The sequence below is a fragment of the Paraburkholderia dioscoreae genome (assembly GCF_902459535.1).
In the GTDB taxonomy this organism is placed as follows: domain Bacteria; phylum Pseudomonadota; class Gammaproteobacteria; order Burkholderiales; family Burkholderiaceae; genus Paraburkholderia; species Paraburkholderia dioscoreae.
On record NZ_LR699554.1, the window covers coordinates 1266175 to 1291781 of the forward strand.

A 25607-nucleotide genomic window follows, 5' to 3' on the forward strand; every position below is an offset into this window, starting at 1 on the left:
CGCTTCGCGCGCGGCACAACCTGCGGGCAGCCCGGCGTTTTCCTGAGCGCGTTCAGACGATGCGGCGCGCGCCGGCCGGTTCGATCCGCCGTCATGGATGAGAGGTAGAAAATGGCTCTGATACAGATGCTCGGCTTCGGGCCGGAAGGCTGGGGCGGCGTATTGCTGCTCGCGGCGTTGATGACGGTCGCGCTCACGCTCGCGGCGCTCGCGGTCGGCGCCGTGTTCGGCGCGCTGGTGGCCGCGGCCAAGCTGTCGCGTTTGCGTACGTTGCGCGTGATCGGCGATATCTACACCACGGTGTTTCGTGGCGTGCCTGAACTGCTCGTCATCTATCTGTTCTATTTCGGCGGCTCGACGCTCGTCACGACAGTCGGCCAGTGGTTCGGCGCGGAAGGTTTCGTCGGCGTGCCGCCGTTCGTGATCGGCGCGCTGGCCGTGGGCATGATTTCGGGCGCCTATCAGGCCGAGGTGTACCGCTCTGCGGTGCTGGCGGTGTCGCGCGGCGAACTCGAAGCCGCGCGCGCGATCGGCATGCCGACGCTGACGATGGCGCGCCGCATCCTGATTCCGCAAGTGCTGCGGTTCGCGTTGCCCGGCATCGGCAATGTCTGGCAACTGAGCCTGAAGGACTCGGCGCTGATCTCCGTGACGGGGCTCGCCGAATTGCTGCGCACGAGCCAGGTGGCGGCGGGGTCCACGCATCAATACTTCACGTTCTTCGTGGTGGGCGGCGCGCTTTATCTGCTCATGACCAGCATCTCGAACCGCGTCTTCAATCGCGCCGAAGCGCGCGTGGGCCGGTCCTTCAAGCGCAACTTCGCGCGTAACTGACGAGGGCGGCCACCATGCATTTCGACTTCGACTTCCTGTTCGACACGCTCAAGCAACTGCTCGCGGCCGTGCCGACCACGCTGGGCCTGTTCTTCTGTTCGCTGATTCTCGGCGGCCTGCTCTCGCTCGTGATCGTCACGATGCGCGTGTCGCCGCACTGGCTGCCGAACCGCTTCGCGCGCGCTTATATCCTCGTGTTTCGCGGCTCGCCGCTGCTGATCCAGATGTTCCTCGTGTACTACGGCATGGGTCAGTTCGGCGTGATCCGCGAGAGCTTTCTGTGGCCTGTGCTGCGCGAGCCTTATATGTGCGCGGTGTTGTCGCTCGCGCTATGCACGGCCGGCTATACCGCCGAAATCATTCGCGGCGGCTTGATGGCGGTGCCGGTCGGCCAGATCGAGGCCGGTTATTCGATCGGCCTGTCGGGCTTCGCGCTGCTGCGCCGCGTGATCGGTCCGATCGCGTTGCGCCAGTGCTTACCCGCGTATTCGACCGAAGCCGTGCTGCTCGTCAAATCCACCGCGCTTGCGAGTCTCGTCACCGTGTGGGAAGTGACCGGCGTCGCGCAGCAGATCATCCAGCAAACCTATCGCACGACGGAAGTCTTCATCTGCGCCGCGCTGATCTATCTGTTCCTGAATTTCGTGATCGTGCGCCTGCTGGGCCTGCTCGAAACGCGTCTGTCGCGCCACCTGCGCGCGGCACGCCCGCAGGCCGCGGCGAGCCGCCCGGTTTCCACCTCCACCGAAGCACGCCGCGCCGCGCCCTGAACGGCCGCCCATCCTGGATGAATCTGGAGAATCCCATGAACGCTACGGCACCCGTTGCACTGTCGGTCAAGAACATTCACAAATCGTTCGGCGATCATCACGTGCTCAAAGGCATTTCGCTCGACGCCCACCAGGGCGACGTGATCTCGATTCTCGGCGCGAGCGGCTCCGGCAAGAGCACCTTCCTGCGCTGTCTGAATCTGCTCGAAACGCCCGACGACGGCTCGGTCGCGCTGGCCGGCGAAGAGTTGAAAATGAAGCGCCGCGGCGACGGCAGGTTGCAACCGAGCGACCGCCGCCAGGTGGACCGGGTGCGCTCGCAACTCGGCATGGTGTTCCAGAACTTCAACCTCTGGTCGCATATGACGGTGCTGGAAAATCTGATCGAAGGGCCGATGCGCGTGCAAAAACGCAGCCGCGCCGAGTCGGTGGAAGAGGCCGAGGCGCTGCTCGCGAAAGTCGGCCTCGCGGAAAAGCGCGGCCACTATCCCGCGCATCTGTCGGGCGGCCAGCAGCAACGCGTGGCGATTGCACGCGCGTTGGCAATGCATCCGAAAGTCATGCTGTTCGACGAGCCGACTTCCGCGCTCGACCCCGAACTGGTGGGCGAAGTGCTGCGCGTGATGCGCTCGCTGGCCGAAGAGGGCCGCACCATGCTGGTTGTCACGCATGAGATGGGTTTCGCGCGCCACGTGTCCAATCGCGTGATGTTCCTGCATCAGGGGCAAGTGGAGGCCGACGGCACGCCGGACGAAGTATTCGTCGAATGCAAGTCGGATCGCTTCCGCCAGTTCGTATCGAGCCATCAGGACCGCACCACCAACTGATCAGCATCACCAGGTAATTGACCAACCAGAGCACTGACATGGCCGTGATCCGTTCCAATCGTCCTCTCGACTGGGTTCAGGTGGCAGCGGTTGCCGCCGGCGAGCCGCTCGAACTTTCCGCCGACGCCCGCGCGCGCATCGCGGCGGCGCGCGTGCTCGTCGAACAGATCGTCGAGCGAGGGATTCGCGCGTATGGCGTGAATACCGGCGTAGGCGCACTGTGCGACGTCATCGTTTCGCCGGGCGAACAGCGCACGTTGTCGCGCAACATCCTGATGAGCCACGCGGTCGGCGTCGGCGCGCCGCTCGGCGCCGCCGAAACGCGCGCGGTCATGGCGGCGGCAGTCAACAACTTCGCGCATGGACACTCAGGTATTCGCCTCGAAGTCGCGGACCAACTGATGGCGCTGCTCAACGCGGATTGCCTGCCGGAAGTGCCGGCGTTCGGCTCGGTCGGTTATCTGAGCCATATGGCGCATATCGCGCTCGTCTGCATCGGCGAGGGCTATGCGCGCTTTCGCGGCGAGCGGCTCAACGGACGCGACGCGCTGCAACGTATCGGCCTCGAACCGCTGGTGCTCGAAGCTAAGGAGGGCTTGAGCCTGGTCAACGGCACGCCGTGCGTCACCGGTCTCGCCGCGTTGGCGCTCGCGCGGGCCGAACGCCTGCTCGACTGGACCGATATGGTCGCCTCGATGAGCTTCGAGAATCTGCGCGGCCAGCTCGCGGCGTTCGACGAGGAATCGCTCGCCTTGCGCATCTCGCCGGGACTGAACAAGGTCGGCGAGCGGATGCGCACCGCGCTGGCCGGCAGCGGCATTCTCGCGGCGGTAATCGGCCATCGCACGCAGGATCCGCTGAGCATGCGGACCATTCCGCACGTGCATGGCGCCGCACGCGACGTGCTCACCGCGACCGCCGACGTGGTCGATCGTGAACTCGCGTCGATTACCGACAACCCGATCGTCGCCGGCACGCCGGAAGAGCCGCGCGTGTATTCGCAGGCGCACGCGGTGGGCGCCTCGATCGCGCTGGCGATGGACAGTCTCGCCACCGCGATCGCGCAAGTCGCGGCGATGGCCGAGCGGCGCCTCGATCGCCTCGTCAATCCGCTGGTCAGCGGCCTGCCGGCGTTTCTCGCCGAGCCGGGCGGCACCTGCTCGGGCTTCATGATCGCGCAGTACACTGCCGCCTCGCTGGTCGCGCAGAACCGGCGTCTCGCGCTGCCCGCGAGCCTCGACGGCGGCGTCACTTCGGGCCTGCAGGAAGACCACCTGTGCCACGCCACGCCCGCCGCGCTGAAGGCGCTGGAAATCATCGACAACGCCGGGCGCATCGTCGCGATCGAATTGCTGGCGGCGGCGCAAGCCTACGACCTGCAAAGTATCGACGCGCCGCGCGCACCGCACACCGAAGCCCTCTGGCAGCGCGTGCGTCGCGTCGTACCGGCTTACCGCGACGACCGTCCGCTCGCGGACGACATGAGCATCGCTTTTCGCATGATCGCCGACGAAGCGCCGCCGCCGTTGCCGAACCCTGGTAACATTGGCCCCCGGCCGGCCACGTCCGCCGAGGGTCTGGGCATGGCGACGCCCGCCACGATCACGAGCCTGGCGGCCGCGGGCCACGTCCGCGCGGCGGTGAGTATCGCCGTCAACGACGGGCAGGCCGCCGCGCACATGGCATGATCGAAACAGTGCCGGTGAGCGGGCTACCCGCCGGCGAGCCGGCCGGGCTGTACCAGCCAGGTACAACCCGCGTACCACCCACGAGGTCGGAGTGAACACAACTACAAACGCGCCAGGCGCAGAGATGCAGGGCCGCCCTGATCGCAAGCAGGAGACACCCGTGAAAGCGATGCCTGCCTACGAGCAGATCAAACGCTACGTGATCAGGCGCATCAGCGAAGGAGACTGGAAACCGGGTGGCCTGATCCCGTCAGAGGCGGAACTGGTCAAGGAATTCGGCGTCGCGCGCATGACGGTGTCGCGCGCGCTGCGCGAACTGACCACCGAGCGCGTGCTCACGCGCGTGCAAGGCTCCGGCACGTTCGTCGCGCCGCAGCGCTACGAATCGACGGTGCTGGAAATCCGCAACATCGCCGACGAAATCGCCGCGCGCGGGCACCGCCATTCGGCGCGTGTACTGACGCTCGAACCGAGCGACGACCCGCACGCGCTCGAAGCGCTCGGTCTCGCCAGCGGGCCGGCGTTTCACTCGTGTATCGTGCACGGCGAGGAGGGCGAGCCGATCCAGTATGAGGACCGCTACGTCAACCCGAAGGTGTTCCCCGATTATCTGCAACAGGACTTCACGATCGAAACGCCGAATCACTACATGGTGCGGCTCGCGCCGATCCAGCGCGCGGAGTTCCGCATCTATGCGCAGAAGCCGGACGCATACGTGCGCCGGCATCTGATGATGGATATCGGCGAGCCGTGCCTGCAACTCTGGCGTCGCACATGGGTGGGTGACGACGTGGCGACGTCGGTGCAACTGTGGCATCCGGCGTCGCGTTTTCATCTGGCGGGGAACGTCTAGCGTGCTTCGACACGAAGCGCGTTTTCAACCCTGGCGTTGCGACAGATCCGGCGAGAAGCGGCAGCCTAGCCGGTAGCGCGAGCCGGGGTGCACGAAACGCGCGAAGGTGACCGCCACACCGCTCGTCCACGTGCGGCGCATCAGCGTAAGGCACGGCTCCTCGACGCGCATTTCGAGCAGTTCGGCCTCGGCACGCGTGGGCAGGCCCGCGTCGACCACGTGCTCGACGTCGTGCGCGGGCACGATCTCGAATAGATATTCCGACGGCCTGATCGCCGAGAAATCCTGTAGCAGAAAATCCGGCGCAATGGCCGGATTCACATAGCGATCTTCGAGCTGCACCGGCAAGCCGTTCTCGCGATGCACGCAGATCACATGAAACACCGAAGCGCCCGGCGCAAGCCCTAACGCGTTCGACACGATCACCGAAGCTGTTTCGCGCTGCAACAGCACCGTGTCGCAGCGATATTCGTGGCCGCGTGACCGGATCTCGTCGCCGATATGGGCGATCATCAGCAGCGTCGATTGCGGCTTGGTCTGCGCGACGAAGGTGCCGACCCCGGAGACGCGCGTCACGAGCCCTTCTTCAGCGAGCTCGCGCAGCGCGCGATTGACCGTCATGCGCGACACGCCGAGCGTCGCGACCAGATCGAGCTCGGACGGCAGGCGGTCGCCCGCGTGGCGCTCGCCCGATTCGATGATGTGCCGGATATGGCTCTTGACCTGTTCGTAGCGCGCGGCCGGCGCGTCGGTCGCGGCGCGCGCGGCCTTCATCGCCGCGGCGGAAAGCGGCTTGTCATGAGCCCGGCTGCGAACGGTGGAGGACATCGGCGGCCCTTGCGTCAGTGTCCGCGTGAGGCAGGCGGAAAGCGGCGCGCGCTCATAGCGGCTGCGCGTCGTCGGGGCCGCGTGTCCAGAACGCGTTGCGGTCGAAGTAGTTCTGCAGGAACTGCCGCAAGCGCGGCTGGCCGGCGTCGTGAAAGACATCGCGCGGTTTGCCTTGCACGGCGATACGGCCCTGATCGATGAACATGACTTTATCCGCGACCTGCGCGGCGAAGCCCATTTCATGCGTGACCACGGCCATCGTCATGCCGTCGCGCGCGAGCTGTTTCATCACTTGCAGCACTTCGCCGACCAGTTCCGGGTCGAGCGCCGAGGTCGGCTCGTCGAACAGCATGATGTGCGGCTCCATTGCGAGTGCCCGCGCAATCGCCACGCGCTGCTGCTGGCCGCCCGAGAGCTTGGCCGGATACGCGTCGCCCTTGTGCGCGAGGCCCACCGTTTCGAGCATCGCGTTGGCGCGGCGGCGCGCTTCGTCGCGCGACAGATGCCGAACGCGCAGCAGCGATTCCATTACGTTGCCGAGCGCTGTCATGTGCGGCCACAGATTGAATTGCTGAAACACCATGCCGACGTTGCGCCGTACGCGGTTGATTTCGCTTTGCGAGGCGCGCACGCGCTTGCCGTTGCGCTCGCTATAGCCGAGCAGTTCGCCTTCGATACGAACGTCCCCCTGATCGTAGGTTTCGAGCGCGGCGAGGCAGCGCAGCAGCGTGCTTTTGCCCGAGCCGGACGGGCCGATGATGCACACCACTTCAGAGCGCGCGATCTCGAGATCGACGCCGCGCAGCACTTCGACTTCGCCGAAGCGTTTGCGCAGGTCGCGCACTTCGATCAACGGCGCACCGGACGTTGATTCGACATGGGCAGTGGACGCGGAAGAGGGCATGTCGGTGATGATGGTCATAAGAGAGTCCCGTTTCCGTTCACGCCATGAAGCGCGCGATGCGGGCTTCGGCCCACATGCCCGCGCGCGAAGTCAGTTCGACCAGCGCGAGGTAGCACACGCACAGCACAAGCAGCGTTTCGACGAAGGCAAAGGTTGCCGAGCCGATACCGGTGAGCACGAACGTGAGCTCGGGCACGGTGACGATGGACAATACGGCCGTTTCCTTGCTCAGCACGATGATCAGATTGGTCAGCGCGGGCACGATCAGCACGAGCATTTGCGGCACCTGAATACGCAGAACCGCCTGCCAGCGCGTGAGGCCGAGACACGACGCCGCTTCGAGGTGACCGGGTGGCACCGATTGAAAGCCGGAGCGGAAGGCTTCGGCGAAATACGCGCTGCCGTACAGGCCCAAACCGAGCACACCGGCGGTCATCGGTTCGAGCGTGAGGCCGAAGGACGGCCCGCCGTAATACAGCAAAAAGAGTTGCACGAGAAACGGCGTGCCGCGAAACAGTTCGATATATACACGCAAGATGCCGCGCACCCAGCGGCCGCAGAAGAGTTGCAGCACCGCAATCAGAAAGCCGATCAGCATGCCGATCACGACGCCCGCAGCCCAGGTGCCGAGCGTCGTGGCGAGGCCCGCCGCGATCGGCTGAAGATTGTGCGTGATGACGGTGGGATCGAGCTTTTGCATGGCGTGGATTCGGTGTCGAACGCAGGGCCGCTCAGGCGTGCTGCAAGCGGTATTCGGCAGCGTGCGCGACGAGTGTGAGCGCACCGCAGATCACGAAGTAAATCAGCCCGGCGGCAAGGTACGCTTCCAGCGGCCGATAGGTGCTGGCGGCGATGTTCTGCGCGGTGCGCGTCAACTCGGCCACGCCCACCACCGAAATCAGCGACGAAGCCTTGATGAGTAGCACCATTTCATTGACGAGCGAAGGCAGCGTCAAACGGAATGCTTGCGGCACGAGAATGCGGCGCAGCATGTCGAACGGCGACAGGCCGAGCATGCGCGCCGCTTCCAGATGGCCCGGCGGAATGCTGAGAAAACCGCCGCGCAGGATCTCGGCGATATAGGACGCGGAACATAGCGACACGGTGCTGATCGCCGCTACAACCGGCGACACGTTTATACCCGCAAACGGCAGCAGGTAGTACACCAGCAGCAGTTGCACCAGCATCGGCACGCCGCGAAAGAAGAACACATAGGCGCCGCCGAACATGCGCGCCGCGCGGTTCGGCGAAAGCCGCGCCGCGCACACGCCGATCGCGACGAAGAAACCGATCAGGAGACCCGTCAGCGAAATGCCGATGGTGGCGAGCGCCGCGTGCAGCAGCAGCGGAAAGCCTTGGAGGAAGACGGTCGTGCTGAACATAAGCTTCGCACTCGGTAGAACGGAAGAGCGATGCGGCTCATTGCGCGGGCCGCATCGCCTGCATCAAAACGCGTGCATCGAAATCAGAACGTTAGCCTGACAAAGCGTGGAGCGATAAACAGGCTCAATAGTTCGGCGCAGGCATGGTCGTCGGCGCGTCCATTGCGACGCCGAACCATTTCTTCTGCAACGCGGCAAGGCGTCCGTCGTTATGCATTTTCACGAGCGCGGCGTTGAAGGCGTCGGCGAGCGGCTTGCTGTCCGCGTCTTTACGCAAACAGTAGGCGAAGTACACTTTGGCGCCGAACGGCGGCTGTACCACGGCGAATGTTTCCGGCCGCTGCTTGGCCACATACGCAATGTTGGTCATGGAGTTCGCCACCGCCACGATCCGGCCCGCGGCGAGATCGGCATAAGCCTGATTGTTGTCGACGTATTCGCGGATCTCAGGCGGCTTCGGCAACGTGGCAACGTAGGCCTTCAACTGGTCGAGCTGTGCCGAGCCCTTGCCGGCGCCGACCGTCTTGCCCGCGATATCCGACGATTGCTTGAGCGACGAGTCGTTCGCGCGTTTGAGCAGCGCGTCGGTGGCGTCCGCGATCGGCAGCGTGTACGTGTAGCGCTCCATGCGCGCCTTGGTGACGGTGAGCGGGCCGCCCACCATGTCGAACTTGCCCGCTTCCAGTCCGGGCAGCACGCTCGGCCACGGCAAGTCGATAAAGCGCACCTTCACGCCCATTTCCTTGCCGACCTCGGCGAACAGATCCTTGTTGAAGCCCGCTTGCTGGCCGTTTTCAAGGAAGTCGAAAGGTGCGAACTGCATCTCGGTGCCGACCACCAGTTCGCCGGCTTTTTTCACTTTGGCGAGCTGGTCTTCCGCGTGGGCGGTGACGCTTGCCGCGCACAACGCCAGCATGACCAAACGACACTTCCAGCCTGCAAGGATGCTCATGGGATTCTCCGGTTGGCAAAGCGGTGTCGCGCGAAGGTGGTGCACGAAAGCGGGTTCGGCGCGAGTCATGCGAGGCAGTATATACCGCAGTTTTCGCGCAAAATAAATAAACACGCGAGTAGAGAAAAGCCCTTATGCGAGGGGCTGACAAGCTGCTTGCGAGTGCGCTTTTGGCGGTATATACAACAGCAATGCGTGAGGCGGAAGGCGTCTTTCAACAGACGGTTCATGCGCCCGCCTCATGTGCGTCTTCATGTGCCTGTTTCATCAGTCGATTCAGCCGATCCTTCAGGAGCAATGCGATGCCTGTGACCCGCATTCCGATCATCGATTTCGCCGGCGTTCGCGCGGGCGACCCGCAGGCTTTACAGCGCGTGGCGCAGGAAATTCGTGAAGCGTGCACGACGATCGGCTTCTTCTACATCGTCAATCATGGCGTGCCGCAAGCGCTGATCGACGCCGCCGCGCAGGCGGCGCGCCGCTTCTTCGCGTTTCCGGTGGAGACCAAGCGGCGCGCGGCGGTCAATCACCGGCATCGCGGTTTCAATGCGCTCGGCGACGCGACCATGTACCAGGCCAAACGTCCCGACTACAAGGAGTTCTTCAGCATCGGCCTCGAATTGCCGGAGGACGACCCCGACGTGCTGGCCGGTCAGGCGCTGCGCGGACCGAATAACTGGCCGGACTTCATGCCGGAGCTGCGTCCCGCGCTGTACGGTTACTATGAAGCGGTAGGGGCGTGCGGCGCCGATCTGCTGCGCGCGGTGGCGGTGAGCCTCGGCGTGGAGGAACAATTCTTCGCGCCGCGTTATACCAAACGGATGCAGCGCACGCAGATGGTCTACTATCCGCCGCAGCCGCCCCAATCGGACGAAGATCAGTTCGGTGTCGCGCCGCATACCGACTATGGCTGCATCACCTTGTTGTGGCAGGATCAGGTGGGTGGCCTGCAGGTGCGGGAAATCGCCAACGATACGTGGGTGGATGCACCGCCGGTCGAAGGCAGCTTCGTGGTCAACGTCGGCGATCTACTCGCACGCTGGACCAACGACCGCTTCCGTTCCACCTTGCATCGCGTGATCAATGCGTCGGGGCGCGAGCGCTATTCGATCGCGACGTTTTATGATCCGACTTACGGTGCGCTGGTCGATCCGCGCGATCTCGGTACGAACGAAACCGACCTCAAGTATCAGCCGGTCGCAGCGGGCGACTATATTCTCGGGCGTATCAACGACTCGATGGGCTATCGGAAGAAGCGCGCCGCCGAAGGCGCGCAAGGAACCCCTGCATGACAGACAACAGTACCGCGCATCACGCAGCACCGCTTGGCGAAACACTCGATGCGCTGCGCGCCGCGCTCGGTGAAGACAGCGTACGCGTGGGCGAGCAGATCAGCGAACGCGCGATGACCGACTGGACACGCCACGAGCCGACGCGGCCCGCGGCATTGCTCCTGCCGCGCACCACGGAGCAGGTCTCGCGGGCACTGGCCATCTGTCACGCGGCCCATCAGCCGGTGGTGCCGCAAGGCGGCATGACCGGCCTCGCGGGCGGCGCGATTGCGCGTGCCACGGACATTGCGTTGTCGCTCGAACGGCTGGACGGCGTCGAAGAAGTGGACGCCGCTTCCGCCACGCTGACCGTGCGCGCCGGCACGACCTTGCAAGCCGCACAGGAAGCCGCCGCCGCAGCCGGCTTCGAACTCGCGCTCGATCTCGGCGCACGCGGTTCCTGCCAGATCGGCGGTAATCTCGCGACCAACGCGGGCGGCAACCGGGTGATCCAGTCGGGCACCGCGCGCGACCAGGTGCTCGGTCTCGAAGTGGTGCTGGCCAATGGCGACGTGTTGACGTCGCTCGGCAAGATGGTCAAGAACAATACCGGCTATGACCTCAAACACTGGTTCATCGGCTCGGAGGGCACGCTTGGCGTGATCACGCGCGCCGTGTTGCGATTGCATCCGCCGCGTGCCGCGCGCCATACCGCGCTGGTTGCGCTCGACGGCTACGACGCCGCCGTGAACCTGCTGCGCCGTTTGTCCACGCGATTCGGCAACGATATCGGCGCGTTCGAAATCATGTGGCCGGACTTCTACGACTTCGGAGTGAAGCTGACCGGCACGCGCTCACCGTTCGCCGACGGGCATCCGCTCTATGCATTGATCGAACACGCGAGCTTCGATTCGGACGACGGCGGCGAGCGCTTTTCCGCCGCGCTGACCGCAGCGCTGGAGGCCGGCGCGATCCGCGACGCCGTGATCGCGCAGTCGGTGGCCGACGTGCGCGCGCTATGGGCGATTCGCGAATGCACGGCGGAGTTTCCGGTGCGGCTCGATGCGATCAACTTCGACGTGAGCCTGCCGATCGGCGAGATCGGCGCCTTCGTCGACCGCTGCCGCGCGGCGCTCGATCAGCGCTGGCCGGGCAATGCGTCGTATTTCTTCGGGCATATTGGTGATTCGAATCTGCATGTCACCGTGGACGGACATTCGATCCGCGGCGTCGATCATCATGCGGTGTACGCGTTCGTCTACGACATGCTCGGGCCGCTGCACGGTTCGGTGTCGGCGGAACACGGGATTGGTTTGCTCAAGCGCGAGTTCTTGCCGATTTCGCGCTCGCCGGCGGAGTTGGCTGCAATGGCCGCGATCAGACACGCGCTGGACCCGCACGGCATTCTGAATCCGGGCAAGCTGTTCTGAGCGGCCTGCGCCTGCGCGTGTGGTGACGGCGCGCCCGCTCTTCGTCAATGCGCGTCCAGATACTTCGCGATCACCGGATAGACATCCACGGCGGCGTGTTTGCCGAAGATACAGTCGATGTGTCCATAGCCGGGAATGATGTGCCGCTCGTAGGGCTGCTCGGGGAAATGCCCGGTTAACAGATCGTAAGTGCGTAGCGTGCTTTCCGGCAGATAGGTTTCGTTCCTTTCCCCGTGAATGAAGCCGATTGGCCGGCGCATGCCTTCCAGCCCCTTCATGCCGTCCGCTCCGGCCAGATAGACGTCCTCGCCGGCTGCATCGACCACTTTACCGGCTCGCACCATCGCGGCGAGATGCTTGAATACCGAAACGTCGTGCACGCCGAGCAATTCCTGCAGGTTCGCATGAAGCGTCTCGTTGAGTTTTTCATGTTCGTAGAGCAGGCCGTACAGGAACGTTGCGCGGTGGCAGACCGGATTGCCGCAACCCTCGTCGTGATCGAGCGGGTAGAACCTGAGCGCTTCATCGAGCAGGTTTTGCGGCCACGACTCGTGTTCGGTATAGGCGGTCAGGTCGCGCACGCCGAGATGCTGCATGATGTCGGGAATATGCAGGCCGGCCTTGATCTTCTGCAACGTACCCGGCACGGGGTGCGCCGACACCTGCGAGATGACCGCCGAGCGCACGCCTTCAAGTCCGTACAGCAACGACATGCTCAACGCCAGGCCACCCATGCAGTGCCCCAGCGCCTGAATTTCCGGCGCACCGGTCAGTTCGCGGATTCTGGCGACCGCGGCCGGAATGTCCTCGCGCGCGACCTTGTCGACGTTGGTCGGCACGAGCACGCTCGGCATTTCGATGCTGACGCGCAGATCGACGAGCCACACGTCGTAGCCTGATGCGCAAAGATATTCGACCATGTTGGTCGCGATCAGGTCGGTGGAGTAGATGCGGCTCGATACGCCGGAGCCGTGAATCAGCAGCACCGGGCGCGCGGCTTTGAGCGCGGGATCGAGGTAGCGTGTGAGCCTCAGCGTCGTGCCATCGGGCGTGTCGAAGAAGACCACCTGCGGCGCCGGCGCGCGCAGCGCGCGCTTCAGACGCGGCTCGGCCTTCGGGTCGTAGTACTGCAAGGGCGCGGCCACGCCGCCATATTCGGTGAACAGCACGCCCGCGAAAAACTTGCCGAATTTCAGGGTCCACTCGAGGCGGGTCTTTAGATCGGGCGCATGGGTGACTTCGAGCGTGCGTTGCTGCTTGAGGAAATTCTCGGGCGTGATGATGAGCGTCGCCTTGCCGAGCAGCGGTGCATCGGCTTGCGCCGATTCGCGAATCTCCGCGTAAAGCGTGTTGGTCTGCTCCCACAAATTGATCGGCGAGGTGCGCGTGATGATCTTTTGCCCGCTCAGATAGTACGTCTTGCCTTCGGTCGAATTGAGCGTCATGTGGTAATTCATGTTGCGCTCGTCCACGTCGGACTCATCGACCACGAACAGATTGAAGGTGCCGTTGGAGATCGTCATAGGCTGCGAGGAGAGCGCGGGGCAGGTCAGCGTGCCGGCGGTTCGTGCCAGATGTTGCGGATTGCTGATCATATCGGCGAGATCTTCCGATTCGACCGTCAGCGTGAACTCGATCGGAATCGCGCCGACCTCGCCCGCCGCGACCGGCGTGTAGGTGCCGATCATCGTTTCGGTGAACTGCAGACCGATCTTCTGCGGCGAGGACGGCGTCAACGACGACGACGCGAGCTCCGGCGTCGGCGCAGGCGGCAAGCTCGGCGCGGCGGCCGCGCCGTCGGCCGAGTCGGCGGTCACGGGATGCGTGGCCAGCAGCAGCTCGCAATTGCGTTCGGCCAGCGCGGAAATGGTGAGGAGCGGATTGACGCCGAGCGACATTGGCATGACGGCGCCGTCCATCACGTACAGACCGTCGTGCACCGCAGTGCCCGTGGCGCCGCTGAACACGCGGCCCATGTGGTCGACTACGCCGTGCTCCGCGTCCTCGCCCATGCCGCAGCCGCCGAGCGGATGCACGGTGACGGTGCGGTTGCCGACAATGTCGGTGGAGATCGGATTGCGCAGGTATTTGCCGCCGATCGGCACGGTGGCCTGCTTGAGCGCCTCCTCGACCACCTGAAAGATCGGCTGCTTGCCCGCGTTTTCCCACACGATGCGCGGCTGGCCTTTGTCGTCCACGTCGATCTGGCCGTTTTCGTCGTCATGCGCCATGACGAGGTAGCTTTGCGTGTGATTGAGCGCGCCGTGATAGGGGCCGCGCAGAAAGCTCTCGGACACCCGGGCGTCGTAAGCGATCTGTTCCGGCAACGAACGCGGCGCGACATCCACGCCTTCGAGCGGCGCGGCGGCGCCGAGCAGGCCGACGAGCGCCGCGCCCACCGGACCGGCCAGCGAGCCTTCCTCGATCACATAGCCGTCCCTTACGTTGGCCATATTGCGATGATCGATGAGGCCGGTAATGGTCGGCCCGACCGGCGGGATATCACCCGGCTCGTGCGAACCCCAGCCAACGCCGTTGATCACGGGCTCGGTGTTGTACGCAAAGGCGAGCACGTCGCCATTGCCGGTGAAATGCCTGCCGAGCATGCCGGAGACGCTCAACCCCTGATTGCGCGAGCGCAGCAGCAGTGCGGTCGAGCCGATCGTGCCGGCCGACACGATCACGATATCGGCGCTCACGAACAGATCGGGCGCGCCATAGCTTTCGCGGCCAAGGCTCACCAACTGGTAGCCCACGATCCATTTCCGCGTGGCCGCGTCGCGCCGGACCGAATGGACGGCGGTTCCGGTGAAAATCTGCGCGCCGTGGGCCACGGCGTCGGGCAGATAGTTCATGTGAGTCGAATTCTTCGCGTCGTAATTGCAACCCGAATTGCAGTCGCCGCAGCCGACGCAAGCCTTCTGCTCGACGCCCGCGGCGTTCACGCGGTCCTCGAAAGTGACGGTGATATCCGGGCGCGTGAAGCGGTCTTCCATGCCGAGCGCCCGCGCCGACTTTTCGAGCGCCTGCAGTTTCGGCAAGGCCGGATAATCCTCCGGCACCGGCGACGGTTGCAGCATCGCACGGGCAAGCGCATAGCCTTTGTCGCGCGCGGCCTTGTCGGCACGCAACGCGGCCGGCCAGCGTGCGTCGTCCCACAGGCGCGGGTCGGCTTCGAGCGCGACGTTCGCGTTGATCAGCGAGGTGCCGCCCAGACCGCAGCCGACTACCGCGTTCACGTCTTCGTTCACGTGCACTTCGAGCAATGCCAGCGGCGAGCCGATATGGGCCACCGCCGTGTTGTATTGCACCTGTGCGGCGCCCTGAAACGGCGTACGGGGAAATTCGCCGGCCATGAATTCGCGCCCGCGTTCGAGCACGCATACGCGGCGCCCGGCGCGCGCCATGCGGCACGCGGCAATCGCGCCGCCGTAGCCGGAACCCACCACGACCACGTCGTAATGCGATTGAATTGCGGTCACGGCGCTCGATAAGCGGTTCATCACGACCACCTCGTCTGGAATGGAGTGCGGGGAAAGACAACCAGGACTTCGGAAGCAAGACGGCGTGCGGCGACGGCTTTTTTATCCTAGGTGGTGCGCGCGAACAAAAAAAGGCGCATCGTACGTGGCGCACGACTCTGTTGTGCCGCATCCGCGGTCTCTTGAGACGGCGCGGCCGGCCGGCGCTCGCGTGGCCGCATGCTGTCAGGCGGCTGCTTCGTTCATTTCGCTGTCGCTCGATTCGGCGGCGAGCAGGTTCAGCGCGAGCAGAATAGCCGGGCGATTGTCGACGTCGATCTCGATACCGAGCTCGTCCGCGAGCCAGCGGCCGATCTTGGTATTGGAAAAATCCTCGGCGCCGGCCGTCTTCTTCATGGTGACGCCGAGCTTGACGGCGCGATAGTGATAAGAGGGCACCCGATGCTGCGCTGCGACTGCAGAAAGACCGCCTTTGCCTTCCGAGCACCAGCCGAGGCTGCCGGCCAGCACGATCCGCTCCGGCTCGTCGAGGCTCTCGATAAAGGCGCGTGCCGAGAGCCGCACACGCTGTTCGTCGAGGCCGTATTGCAGCAGCACGCTTTCTACCGGGTCTTCCAGCGCTTGCGCATGCAGATCGATTTCCTGCGCCATGCCTTCGTTTTCCATCGATACGTTGCGCTGATGGCCGGCGCTGCGCAGGCAGTCGATCAGATAGCGGCGGAAATACGCGCACAGTGCGTAGCCGTTGGATGGCGCGCTGTCGGCGCAGGCGCGGGTTTCCGTATGGCCGGGCGCGAGGCGCAGGACTTTCGCGTAGATGAACTGGGCGACCAGTTCTTCCTTGTCCTCGCCGAGCGCCTGCAACTCGAGCGGGCGATAGGTCCGCAATGCCCGCTTGACCAGTTCGACCATCGACACCATTTCGTCGCCGGATAACCGGGTACGCCGGCGCCACAAATCCGGCAGAATCGCATCGTCGAGATTGCGGACGAACTCGTGGCTAGGAACTGCGCCCATGAAAACCTCCAGAAGGGGTAAGGCAACGAGCGCGGTGAGCCCGAACTGCAGGCGGGGTGTGGATGGTGGAGCTTTGAAGCCGCGCTGGAGAATGTGAGCCCAGTATGGTTTCCGGCGGCGGCTTCGCCTATATGGATTAAGTGGTAGCTGATGGGTAAACTGCCGGGTAAACCATCCGGAAAAATGCATCTTATTCGTCTGAAGAGAAAGGGGTTGCGCCGGAGCTGTCCGGTGCACGGGACCAGAGCAGGCGCCGGAGCGCCAACTCCGATCGACGATCGACAACAGGAGACCGCGTAATGCGGGCTGACCCGATCCAGCGTGCCATCGACGAAGACCTGGTGCGCGTGCTGTACGCACAAGATCCGATCGCTTTCTTTTCGCACTGGTTTTCGATCGCGGTGCTGGTGGCGATTTATTGGCCGAACATACCGTCGCCGCCGCTGTTTATCGCCTGCTTCGGTTTTTATGCCGCAGCCAATTGCGGCAGTCTCGCGCTGTGGATCTGCAATCGCCGCTATCCCGAGCTCGTCTCGCCGCGCGGCTGGATCTATCTGCATGCGCTGCGCGGCGTGCTGCTCTACAGCGCGCCGGGCATCGCGGTGTGGTTCGCGTTCCAGAGCCCGCAAACCGATTTGCCGCTGCTGCATACGGTCATGCTCGTGACGCTGGCCGCGGGCGTGTTCATGTCGAATGGCTTCGACCTGCTGAATTTTTCGACCGCGATTCCGTTTCTGCTGTTTCCCTCGATCGTCATGCATTTCGGCACGCATACGTTCGACCGCACGATTCTCGCTATCGTCCTCGCGTTTTTCTTCTGCGCGATCAACGTCTATGCGTTGAGTTACCGCAAGCTGTTCCAGCAGGTCGTGCAGGCGCGCGTCGACCAGCAGTATCTGGCGGAGTCGCTGGCCGCGCAGAAACAGGTGGCCGAAGAAGCAAGCCTCGCCAAAACGCGCTTTTTCGCCGCCGCCAGTCACGATCTGCGCCAGCCGCTGCATGCCATCGGCCTGCTCGCGGCCTCGCTCAACGACGCGGCGGCGACGCCCGCGCAGCACGCGAAGACCGCCGAGCACATTGTCTACAACGTCGAGGCGCTGAACCAGCTGTTCAATCAGGTGCTCGATCTGGCGCGGCTCGAAAGCGGCGTGACGCAGGTGATCCGGCTGCATTTCCGGCTGTCCGAACTGTTCGAACGGGTCGGCAGCCAGTACCGCCCGCAGGCGGCCGCTAAAGGCCTGGCGCTGCGCATCGCGCCGACCACGATGGTCGTGCACGACGATCCCGTGCTGCTCGAACGGGTACTGAGCAATCTGCTTTCGAACGCGGTGCGTTACACCGAAGAAGGCGCGATCTGGCTGGGCGTGCGCCGCGCGGGGCGGCCGGCGGGCGGCTATATCGAGGTGCGCGACTCGGGCATCGGCATTCCCGTCGAGGAGCAGGAGCGCATCTTCGAGGAGTTCTATCAGGTCGCCAATCCGCAACGCGACGCGCGCCAGGGTCACGGTCTGGGCTTACCGACGGTGAAGCGGCTCGTCGAGATGCTCGGCGGCAAGCTGCAACTGCGCTCGGCGCCGGGGCGGGGTTCGGCGTTTCGCTTCCCGGTGCAGGCGGGCGATGCGGGCGGTATCGTCGCGAGCCTGAACGAAGCCGTGGCGGGCGGTCCCTCGGCGCAAGGGCGGTGCGTGCTGTGCATCGACGACGATCCGTCGATTCTCGAAGGCCTCGTCAGTCTGCTGGGCCGTTGGGGTTGCAGCGTGCTCGGCGCGCGCGACGAGGCCGACGCGCTCGCGGCGCTCGAAGGCGGCTTCGTGCCCGATGCCGTGCTGTGCGATTACCAGTTGGCGAATCACCGCACCGGCGCGCAGGCGTTGACGGCGGTGCGCAACGCGCTCGCGCATGCGGGGCACGACAACGTGGTGACGCTGCTCATCACGGGCGACATGGCGTCGGCGGAACTGGCGGCGCTCGCCTTGCAGGGGATTCCGGTACTTCACAAGCCGGTCACGCCGGCGCGCCTGCGGCGCACGCTGGAGATGCTGTGGCAGCAGGCCGAACTGGACAAGGGGCGGGCGGCGGCCGCGCCGGAACTGCGCGCGGACCCGACGGGAAAAGAGGTGGGCGGCTGGCCGGCGAGTGGCGCGATGCAGGCTGCCGCGAGCGTGCCGCAAGGTGGAGCGGGAATGGGATCGCAGAGCCAGTCCCAGAGCACTCGGTACGAAAGCGCGCCGTCGCAAAGCGAACCGCAAAAGTAGACACGTAGACGCGAACAGGCGGCGCGAACACCGCCTGTCGCCGGTCTCGCACTAAAGGGTTTTCCCGGCTTCCAGCCAGCCGTTGATCACGGCGATCGCCGTCGACCGGTTGTGCACGCCGAGCGCCCGGAAAATCACCGACAGATGCACCTTCACCGTGCCTTCCGCGACGCCCAGCTCGCGCGCGATCATCTTGTTGGTCCAGCCGCGATGCACGAGCCGCATGATGTCCTGCTGACGCGGCGACAGGTTTTCCAGCAGATGCTGCTGGTGCGGCTGCAACGCCTGAATCTGCGCGATGGGTTCCGTCAGCGCGGCGCCGGCCTGGCTGGGCGCTTGCGCGCCGCCCGCAACCATGCCTTGCAGCGACGGATTGGCGCCCGCTTCGGCCTGCGCGTCACGCGTGCCTAGCAGGCTGAGGGCTTCCATCGGCACGTAGGCGCCGCCTGAGAGCACCAGTTCGATCGCCTTGAGCATGACGCTGGCGGGCTGCCGCTTCGGCACGAAGCCGAGTGCGCCGGCGGCCAGCACCGCGCGCATTTCGTCGGGCGATTCTTCCGCTGAGAGGACGACGAGCGGCAGCGCGGGGTTCGCCTTCAGCAGCACTTCGAGCGACGAGGCGCCGCTCATGCCGGGCATATGCAGATCGACGATGGCAAGATCGTGATCGGCGTCGGGACGCGCGAGGGTCGCGAGCGTTTCCCAGTTGTCGGCTTCGTCGAATTGGGCGTCGGGATCGAGTCCGCGCAGCATGCCCTTGACGCCTTCGCGGATCAGTTCATGGTCGTCGGCTACGAGAAACTTCATGATGGCTCCGCGAGTCGGGCCAGCCCAATGTGGGCTGCCGCCGTTATAGGGTCTCGTTTTACTTCTAGCCTCGTGAATCGCATCATTGCTGCCCACCCCGCGATCATATGCCCGACCGGTGGCGCGGCGCACCTTCGGGTTTGCCGCTTATGTGACTGCTTATTTGTTAAATCGCCATCTGGTCCGATGCACTGCATGATGTCTAAGGCAGGTCTCCCGCGCATAGGTTCCGGCTTGCATGGTAGACGAGCCGAACGCCCCTTTTTTGAAGCCGGCCATGCAGGATTCCGAAGGTTATGCGCACCGGATCGAATCACACGAAAGCAGTTGCTATTTGATTGCAAATAACGTCGCATTCATCAGAATCTTGAATGCGAAACCGAGCGACATGGCCGAGCCCACGCCGAAACACCACAGCGCGATGAACCACAGCCAGCCCGGCAGTTTGCGCGACGGCGCGGGCGATGCGCCGTGAGTCCCGCTTCGAGTTGCGCCGGAGCCGGCCTGCTTAGTGATAGTGATGTTGGTCGCCATGACGCACCTTGCCACGAAATACCCAGTAACCCATCGTCGTATAGGCGATGATGATCGGCAGAATCACCGCTGCGCCGACCAGCGTGAACATCTGGCTCGAACGCGGCGCGGCCGCTTCCCACAGCGTCATGCTCGACGGAATCGCATACGGCCACAGGCTCACCAGCAGCCCCGCGTAGCCGAGCAGCACCAGCAGCAGCGCGAGCGCGAACGGCGTGTTGTGATGCCGCTCACGCACCGCGCGATACATGAAGAACGCGCAGACCGCCACGAGGAACGGCACCGGCAGCAGACGGTAGAAGAGGCCGTCGTGGAACCAGCGTTGCGCGATATTCGGATCCTGCAGCGGCGTCCAGAGGCTCACCATCGCGATGAAGCCGAGCAGCACGATCGTCAGCGGCCAGACCACGCGATGCAGGCGGCGCTGCAGATCGCCTTCGGTCTTCGCCACCAGCCAGCAGCAGCCGAGCAGCGCGTACGTGACGACGAGTCCGAGACCCGTGAGCAGGCTGAACGGCGTGAGCCAGCCGAAGGCGTCGCCCGCATACGCACCATCGATCACGGGAATGCCTTGCAGGAACGCGCCCAGCGCGATGCCCTGAAAGAACGTCGCACCTGCCGAGCCGCCGATGAACGCCAGATCCCACAGATGCTTCGTGCGATTGGCCTTGGCGCGAATCTCGAACGACACGCCGCGAAAGATCAGGCACACGAGCATGAAGATCAGCGGCAGATACAGCGCGGACAGCACGGTCGAATACACCGCCGGAAATACCGCGAACAGACCGGCGCCGCCGAGCACCAGCCAGGTTTCGTTGCCGTCCCATACCGGCGCGACGGTGTTCATCATCAGGTCGCGTTCTTTCTCATCGGGGAAGAACGGGAAGACGATGCCGATGCCCAGATCGAAGCCATCCAGCACCACATACATGAAAAGGCCCAGCGCGATGATCGCGGCCCACACTACGGTTACGTCCATGTTCTTTCTCTATCGCAAGTAGCTGCTGAAGCAGGGTGGGTTCAGGCGGCGTCGATCATGTGATCGGCGGCGGAGAGCGGGCGGCGCGCGGTCTGGTTCGGTGAGCGTTGTTCCGGCGCGCCATGCGGCGTGTGTCCCGGCAGAGCGGGGCCCGTGCGCATGAGCTTGAGCATGTAGTAGATGCCGGTGCCGAACACCAGGAAGTACACAACTACGAAGGCCATCAGCGAGATGCCGACCTGCTGCGTGGTCAGCGGCGACACGGCCTGCGAGGTGCGCATCACGCCGTACACGACCCACGGCTGACGTCCCGCTTCGGTCGTGACCCAGCCGGCCAGCAGAGTGATGAAGCCCGTCGGGCCCATCGCCACGGCCACGCGCTGGAACCACTTCGATTCGAACAGGCTGCCCCGGCGGCGCAGCACCCAGGCGGCGACCGACATCAGGATCATCAGCACGCCGAGGCCCGCCATGATGCGGAAGCTCCAGAACACCACGGTCGAGTTCGGCCGGTCTTGCGGCGGAAATTCCTTGAGGCCGCGAATCTCGCCGTCCCAGCTATGCGTGAGGATCAGGCTGCCGAGATGCGGAATCGACACGGCATAGCGCGTGGTTTCCGCCTGCATGTCGGGAATGCCGAACAGGTTCAGCGCGGTGCCGCCTTTTTCGGTGTCCCACAGGCCTTCGATCGCGGCGATCTTGGCCGGCTGATATTCGCGCGTGTTCAGACCATGCTGATCGCCGACGAAAGCCTGGATCGGCGTGAGAATCAGCAGCAGCCAGAGCGCCATCGAGAACATCTTCTTCACGGCAGGATCGCGCCGTCCGCGCAGCAGATGCCACGCGCCCACCGCCGCCACCACCAGCGCCGCGACGATGAACGCCGCGAGCGCCATATGCGCGAGCCGGTACGGGAACGACGGATTGAACACGATCTTGAACCAGTCGAGCGGCACGACGCGGCCGTTCACGACTTCGAAGCCTTGCGGCGTTTGCATCCAGCTATTGGAGGCGAGAATCCAGAAGGTCGAGATCAGCGTGCCGATCGCCACCATCAGCGTGGCGCCGAAGTGCGCGCGCGCACTCACGCGCTGCCAGCCGAACAGCATGATGCCGAGGAAGCCCGCTTCGAGGAAGAATGCGGTCATGACCTCGTACATGAGAAGAGGCCCGGTGACGGGGCCGGCGAAACTGGAGAAGCCCGACCAGTTGGTGCCGAATTGATAGCTCATCACGACGCCGGACACGACGCCCATACCGAAGGCCACCGCGAAGATCTTCGACCAGAACAGGCAAAGGTCTTTGTAGTACGCCTTGCCGGTTTTCAGCCAGCGCCATTCGAGGACGGCAATGAAGCTGGCGAGACCGATGCTGAGCGCCGGAAAAAACGATGTGGAACGAGACAGTGAACGCAAACTGGATGCGGGCGAGATCGAATGCCGATAGAGCGGAGTTCATGAGCGTGAAGTGCGTGATGACCGCGAAGGCGGGCTACGCGCGTCGACCGTTGTCGGTGCGCACTGCGCTGGGCAGATGGCGCAAGAGTAGGGGATGAGGGGAAACTTTGCTGCGGTGCGATGTGCGTCAAAAAACCACCTTGTTTTATGCTGATTTTCTTTTTTGAGACAGCAAACCGTTGATGGGCATCAAGTTTTCCTGATTGCCTTCGCGCACGGCGTCGGCGCGCGACGGGCCGGAGCTGCGGCAATCGACCGCGGCGCAGCAACGTCGCAGGGGCGTGGTCGAGCGTTTTGACTTGCCGGTAGCCAGACGGCAGCGTTTTTCAAAAGAGCGCATGCTACTCACACGCATAAGCCGTATAGCCATTCCCGTATTTTTTCCCGTTATCCGCTTCGAAATAGTCAAAGCCGACCCTCCGGTCTGATTGCCTGGGTGTGTCGCGAATCCGTCATCGGCGTGTGGTGTAACGCATGCTGTGCCGCCTGCCACGCGAATGGTTTGAGAGCACGCTTCATCCACCTGCCGGCAACGGCAGACTTCACCTGAAAGGAGTCCGCAGATGAGCACGATCAAGACGCAAGACGGTACGGAAATCTTCTACAAGGACTGGGGCAAGGGCCGGCCGGTCGTCTTCTCGCATGGCTGGCCTTTGACCGCGGACGCCTGGGACGCGCAGATGCTGTTTCTGGGCAGCAAAGGTTTTCGCGTGATCGCACACGACCGGCGCGGTCACGGCCGCTCGCAACAGCCGTGGGACGGCAACGACATGGACACCTACGCCGACGATCTCGCGGCGCTGATCGAACACCTCGACCTGAAGGACGCCACGCTCGTCGGCCATTCCACGGGTGGCGGGGAAGTCGCGCATTACATCGGCCGGCATGGCACGCAGCGGGTGGCCAAGGCCGTGCTGATCGGCGCGGTGCCGCCGTTGATGCTGAAGACCGAAAGCAATCCTGGCGGCACGCCGCTCGAGGTGTTCGACGGCATCCGCAAGGGCGTGGAAGACGACCGTTCGCAGTTCTTCAAGGATCTCGCGCTGCCGTTCTACGGCTACAACCGTCCGGGTGCGAAGGTGTCGCAGGGCGTGATCGATTCGTTCTGGGTCCAGGGCATGGCCGGCTCGATCAAGGGGCTTTACGACTGCATCAAGCAGTTCTCCGAAGTCGACTACACGGAGGATCTGAAGAAGATCGACGTGCCCACCCTGGTGCTGCATGGCGACGACGACCAGATCGTGCCGATCGACGCCGCCGGCCGCCTGACCGCGAAGATCGTGAAGAACGCCACGCTCAAGGTCTATCCGGGCGGACAGCACGGCATGTGCACCGTCGAGGCACCCAAGGTGAACGCCGATCTGCTGGAGTTCATCGGATCGTAGTAATGCGTTGACGTTACGGGTGCGGCGGGCGGTGGATGGGCCGGCGTGCCCAGCCGCGCTCCAGGCCGAACCGCAGGCCGAACCGCAGGCCGAATCGCAGGCCGAATCGCAGGCCATGCTTGATGAGGTGCCCGCGTCCCGGACTGCTCAGACAGTCGGCCAGCCGACGCGCGCCGCTCGTCGCAACGACGAGCGGACCACCAGCCGGTGGAACGGCGCGATCGCGAGGATGTAGAAGCGGCCGAGTCGATTGTGGCAATGCACGACGGTGGACAGGATCAGATAGCGCGAGCGGCCTTCGCGGGTGTCTCGGCTTTGCTGCAGTAGCGACACGCGGAAGTCGAGATGACGGTCGTTTTCGCCGAGGATGATCTCGTGTGCGCTACGCGTGTAGATCCTGAAGATGTCGACGCGCTCCTTTGCGTTCGCCGGATCGCGAGTGCGCAACTGCGTCGAGGTCTTCAGTCCGAAACGCGCGACGATCGCATCGCGCAATCCCATCAGCTTCGCGACCCACGCTGCCTGATGCCCGAACACGAAGCGCGCGAGCGATTCCGGATCGTCGATGGCATTGTCGGGCAGGCGGACCGCGTATGCGTCGGCGAGGTCCGGTGCCTGGTATAGACGGGCGACGCCCGATTCAGCCGGCAGGGCGACGGATTGCACGGAACAGTGGGCTGTGAGCATGGGTGGTGTGCGGGGCTGGCAAATGGAATCGACGGAATCGAAGAAGGCGCGGCGCCGGTTCATCGCTGGCGGCTCGGCTCGCGCGTGAGCGTTTGCGTTCAGGTCTACGCGCCCTTGAGGGACGGCAGTGCGGGGCTGGCACGCGGGGGCTCCCATGTGCCCAATTCAGATGGAAAAGCATACCTCAAGTTATATGACGTCACATAAATTAAATTGGCATAGTGCGTTGTTTGCAAGGAGAGAATTGGATGTGTCGAGGCTGAAATAAGGGTAAGTGCCTAATTGAATTTAGCTTCCGCATCGATGATAGTACGTTATCGTACAACTATTTTAAGCTCGGCAGAGCATGCCGTCATGACCGAAGCGATTGCAGTATCCAAGTTCGATCGCGCGCGGTGCAGCAAAGGAACCCTATGAAAAAGATTGCTCTGAGTGGAGCAGGCGGCCAGCTAGGCTCAGTAGTACGCGCTGCGTTGGTCGCGCGCGGCACGCCGCTGCGCTCGGCCGCGGGCTCGAAGGCCCTCGTGCCGCTCGTGGAAGGCGAGGACGTGATGCACGGCGACCTGCGCGACCCCGCGGTCGTGGACCGGCTGCTCGAAGGTGTCGACGTTCTGATCCATTTCGCGGGTACGAGCGTGGAGCGTCCGCTGCCCGAGATCATCGAAAACAATCTGCGCGGGCTGGTCGAAGTGTACGAGGGCGCGCGCCGGCAAGGCGTGCGGCGCATCGTGTTCGCCAGTTCGAATCACGCCATCGGCATGTATCCCGTTACCGAGCATCTCAGCCTCGACTGCGAACTGCGCCCGGACGGTTTTTACGGCCTGAGCAAGGTGTGGGGTGAAGCGCTGGCGAGAATGTACTGGGACAAGCACGGCATCGAGAGTGTTTGCGTGCGCATCGGCAGTTGCCTCGAGCGGCCGACCGAGCCCCGCCATCTGAGCACCTGGTTCGGTCATCGCGATCTGCTGCATTTTCTCGACCGTTGTGTTGAGGCGGAGAACATAGGCTTCCTGACCATCTGGGGCGTGTCGGCCAATACGCGCAGCTGGTGGGACAACAGCGGCGCCGAGCGTCTGGGCTATCAGCCGGCGCAAAACGCCGAGGTCTACGCCGAAGAAATTCTCGCGCGCCCGAATCCGCTCGACGCGTTGGGCCAGCGCTTCCAGGGTGGCGGCTTTGTGGGCATCGATTATTCGCGCGATGACGCCGGCCCGGACGGCCTGGCCGCTTCCGCCACGCGGCCTGTTTGAGCGGTCCAGAATTAC

General features: G+C 64.1%; 22 protein-coding genes and 1 pseudogene. 10 read left to right on the forward strand and 13 right to left on the reverse strand.

What is annotated here, in order from left to right; all coding sequences use genetic code 11:
- The first annotated feature begins 111 nt into the window (after window positions 1-111).
- The 5 genes from PDMSB3_RS25890 (at window position 112) to hutC (PDMSB3_RS25910) (ending at window position 4972) form a co-directional block, all read left to right on the forward strand.
- The gene (locus PDMSB3_RS25890; protein WP_007176874.1) at window positions 112-834 is read left to right on the forward strand and encodes an ABC transporter permease; all 723 of its coding nucleotides are present in this window, start codon (window positions 112-114) and stop codon (window positions 832-834) included.
- Between the two features lie 14 nt (window positions 835-848).
- Window positions 849-1604, forward strand: coding sequence for an ABC transporter permease (locus tag PDMSB3_RS25895; protein WP_165188159.1), 756 nt, complete (start codon window positions 849-851; stop codon window positions 1602-1604).
- A gap of 35 nt (window positions 1605-1639) precedes the next feature.
- Window positions 1640-2431, forward strand: a complete 792-nt coding sequence (locus tag PDMSB3_RS25900; protein WP_007176876.1) for an ABC transporter ATP-binding protein — start codon at window positions 1640-1642, stop codon at window positions 2429-2431.
- Window positions 2432-2469: 38 nt separating this feature from the next.
- The gene (locus PDMSB3_RS25905) at window positions 2470-4119 is read left to right on the forward strand and encodes an HAL/PAL/TAL family ammonia-lyase (protein ID WP_007176877.1); all 1650 of its coding nucleotides are present in this window, start codon (window positions 2470-2472) and stop codon (window positions 4117-4119) included.
- Window positions 4120-4243: 124 nt separating this feature from the next.
- Window positions 4244-4972: a histidine utilization repressor gene (hutC, locus tag PDMSB3_RS25910; protein WP_007176878.1), complete on the forward strand. Its 729-nt coding sequence runs from the start codon at window positions 4244-4246 to the stop codon at window positions 4970-4972.
- A 24-nt stretch (window positions 4973-4996) separates the two neighbouring features.
- Here the strand turns inward: hutC (PDMSB3_RS25910) and hutC (PDMSB3_RS25915) are convergent, their stop codons facing one another.
- From hutC (PDMSB3_RS25915) to PDMSB3_RS25935, 5 genes are all read right to left on the reverse strand, one after another.
- Window positions 4997-5800, reverse strand: coding sequence for a histidine utilization repressor (hutC, locus tag PDMSB3_RS25915; protein WP_007176879.1), 804 nt, complete (start codon window positions 5798-5800; stop codon window positions 4997-4999).
- A 52-nt stretch (window positions 5801-5852) separates the two neighbouring features.
- Window positions 5853-6722 (reverse strand): amino acid ABC transporter ATP-binding protein, encoded by an 870-nt coding sequence (locus PDMSB3_RS25920; protein ID WP_007176880.1) that lies wholly within the window; start codon window positions 6720-6722, stop codon window positions 5853-5855.
- A 19-nt stretch (window positions 6723-6741) separates the two neighbouring features.
- A complete protein-coding gene (locus tag PDMSB3_RS25925; protein ID WP_007176881.1) occupies window positions 6742-7404 on the reverse strand; it encodes an amino acid ABC transporter permease in 663 nt (220 codons plus the stop codon).
- 31 nt (window positions 7405-7435) lie between these two features.
- Window positions 7436-8086 (reverse strand): amino acid ABC transporter permease, encoded by a 651-nt coding sequence (locus PDMSB3_RS25930; protein WP_007176882.1) that lies wholly within the window; start codon window positions 8084-8086, stop codon window positions 7436-7438.
- Window positions 8087-8210: 124 nt separating this feature from the next.
- Entirely contained in the window at window positions 8211-9038 is an 828-nt protein-coding gene (locus tag PDMSB3_RS25935; protein WP_007176883.1) for a transporter substrate-binding domain-containing protein, read from the reverse strand.
- Between the two features lie 302 nt (window positions 9039-9340).
- On the opposite strand from PDMSB3_RS25935, the gene PDMSB3_RS25940 reads away from it, so the two are divergent.
- Complete coding sequence (locus tag PDMSB3_RS25940; protein ID WP_007176885.1) at window positions 9341-10330, forward strand: isopenicillin N synthase family dioxygenase; 990 nt, start codon at window positions 9341-9343, stop codon at window positions 10328-10330.
- Window positions 10327-11739, forward strand: coding sequence for an FAD-binding oxidoreductase (locus PDMSB3_RS25945; protein WP_007176886.1), 1413 nt, complete (start codon window positions 10327-10329; stop codon window positions 11737-11739). Before PDMSB3_RS25940 ends, PDMSB3_RS25945 begins: the two co-directional genes overlap by 4 nt.
- Window positions 11740-11783: 44 nt before the next feature.
- Here PDMSB3_RS25945 and PDMSB3_RS25950 read toward each other — a convergent pair whose 3' ends face one another.
- Window positions 11784-15242, reverse strand: coding sequence for an alpha/beta fold hydrolase (locus PDMSB3_RS25950; protein ID WP_165188161.1), 3459 nt, complete (start codon window positions 15240-15242; stop codon window positions 11784-11786).
- A gap of 204 nt (window positions 15243-15446) precedes the next feature.
- A complete protein-coding gene (locus tag PDMSB3_RS25955; RefSeq protein ID WP_165188163.1) occupies window positions 15447-16238 on the reverse strand; it encodes a hypothetical protein in 792 nt (263 codons plus the stop codon).
- Window positions 16239-16537: 299 nt separating this feature from the next.
- Here PDMSB3_RS25955 and PDMSB3_RS25960 point away from each other — a divergent pair, with 299 nt between their 5' ends.
- Entirely contained in the window at window positions 16538-18493 is a 1956-nt protein-coding gene (locus PDMSB3_RS25960; protein WP_007176889.1) for an ATP-binding response regulator, read from the forward strand.
- Window positions 18494-18544: 51 nt separating this feature from the next.
- Here the strand turns inward: PDMSB3_RS25960 and PDMSB3_RS25965 are convergent, their stop codons facing one another.
- From PDMSB3_RS25965 to PDMSB3_RS25985, 5 genes and pseudogenes are all read right to left on the reverse strand, one after another.
- Window positions 18545-19300 carry a response regulator transcription factor gene (locus PDMSB3_RS25965; RefSeq protein WP_007176890.1) on the reverse strand — a complete coding sequence of 252 codons (756 nt, stop codon included), beginning with the start codon at window positions 19298-19300 and terminating at the stop codon, window positions 18545-18547.
- A gap of 330 nt (window positions 19301-19630) precedes the next feature.
- Window positions 19631-19834: a hypothetical protein gene (locus PDMSB3_RS37955; RefSeq protein WP_007176891.1), complete on the reverse strand. Its 204-nt coding sequence runs from the start codon at window positions 19832-19834 to the stop codon at window positions 19631-19633.
- Window positions 19809-20813 (reverse strand): cytochrome d ubiquinol oxidase subunit II, encoded by a 1005-nt coding sequence (gene cydB, locus PDMSB3_RS25975; RefSeq protein ID WP_007176892.1) that lies wholly within the window; start codon window positions 20811-20813, stop codon window positions 19809-19811. The genes PDMSB3_RS37955 and cydB overlap by 26 nt, the downstream gene beginning before the upstream one ends.
- 41 nt (window positions 20814-20854) lie before the next feature.
- Window positions 20855-22271 (reverse strand): annotated as a pseudogene (locus tag PDMSB3_RS25980) (cytochrome ubiquinol oxidase subunit I).
- Between the two features lie 144 nt (window positions 22272-22415).
- On the reverse strand, window positions 22416-22679 hold the full coding sequence (locus tag PDMSB3_RS25985) for a hypothetical protein (protein WP_157187692.1): 264 nt from the start codon (window positions 22677-22679) through the stop codon (window positions 22416-22418).
- Window positions 22680-22833: 154 nt separating this feature from the next.
- Here PDMSB3_RS25985 and PDMSB3_RS25990 point away from each other — a divergent pair, with 154 nt between their 5' ends.
- Entirely contained in the window at window positions 22834-23655 is an 822-nt protein-coding gene (locus PDMSB3_RS25990; RefSeq protein WP_007176894.1) for an alpha/beta fold hydrolase, read from the forward strand.
- Window positions 23656-23802: 147 nt separating this feature from the next.
- On the opposite strand, the gene PDMSB3_RS25995 is transcribed toward PDMSB3_RS25990, so the two are convergent.
- A complete protein-coding gene (locus PDMSB3_RS25995; protein ID WP_035516565.1) occupies window positions 23803-24342 on the reverse strand; it encodes a DUF2867 domain-containing protein in 540 nt (179 codons plus the stop codon).
- A gap of 413 nt (window positions 24343-24755) precedes the next feature.
- Here PDMSB3_RS25995 and PDMSB3_RS26000 point away from each other — a divergent pair, with 413 nt between their 5' ends.
- On the forward strand, window positions 24756-25592 hold the full coding sequence (locus PDMSB3_RS26000; protein WP_007176896.1) for an NAD-dependent epimerase/dehydratase family protein: 837 nt from the start codon (window positions 24756-24758) through the stop codon (window positions 25590-25592).
- Window positions 25593-25607 lie beyond the last annotated feature (15 nt).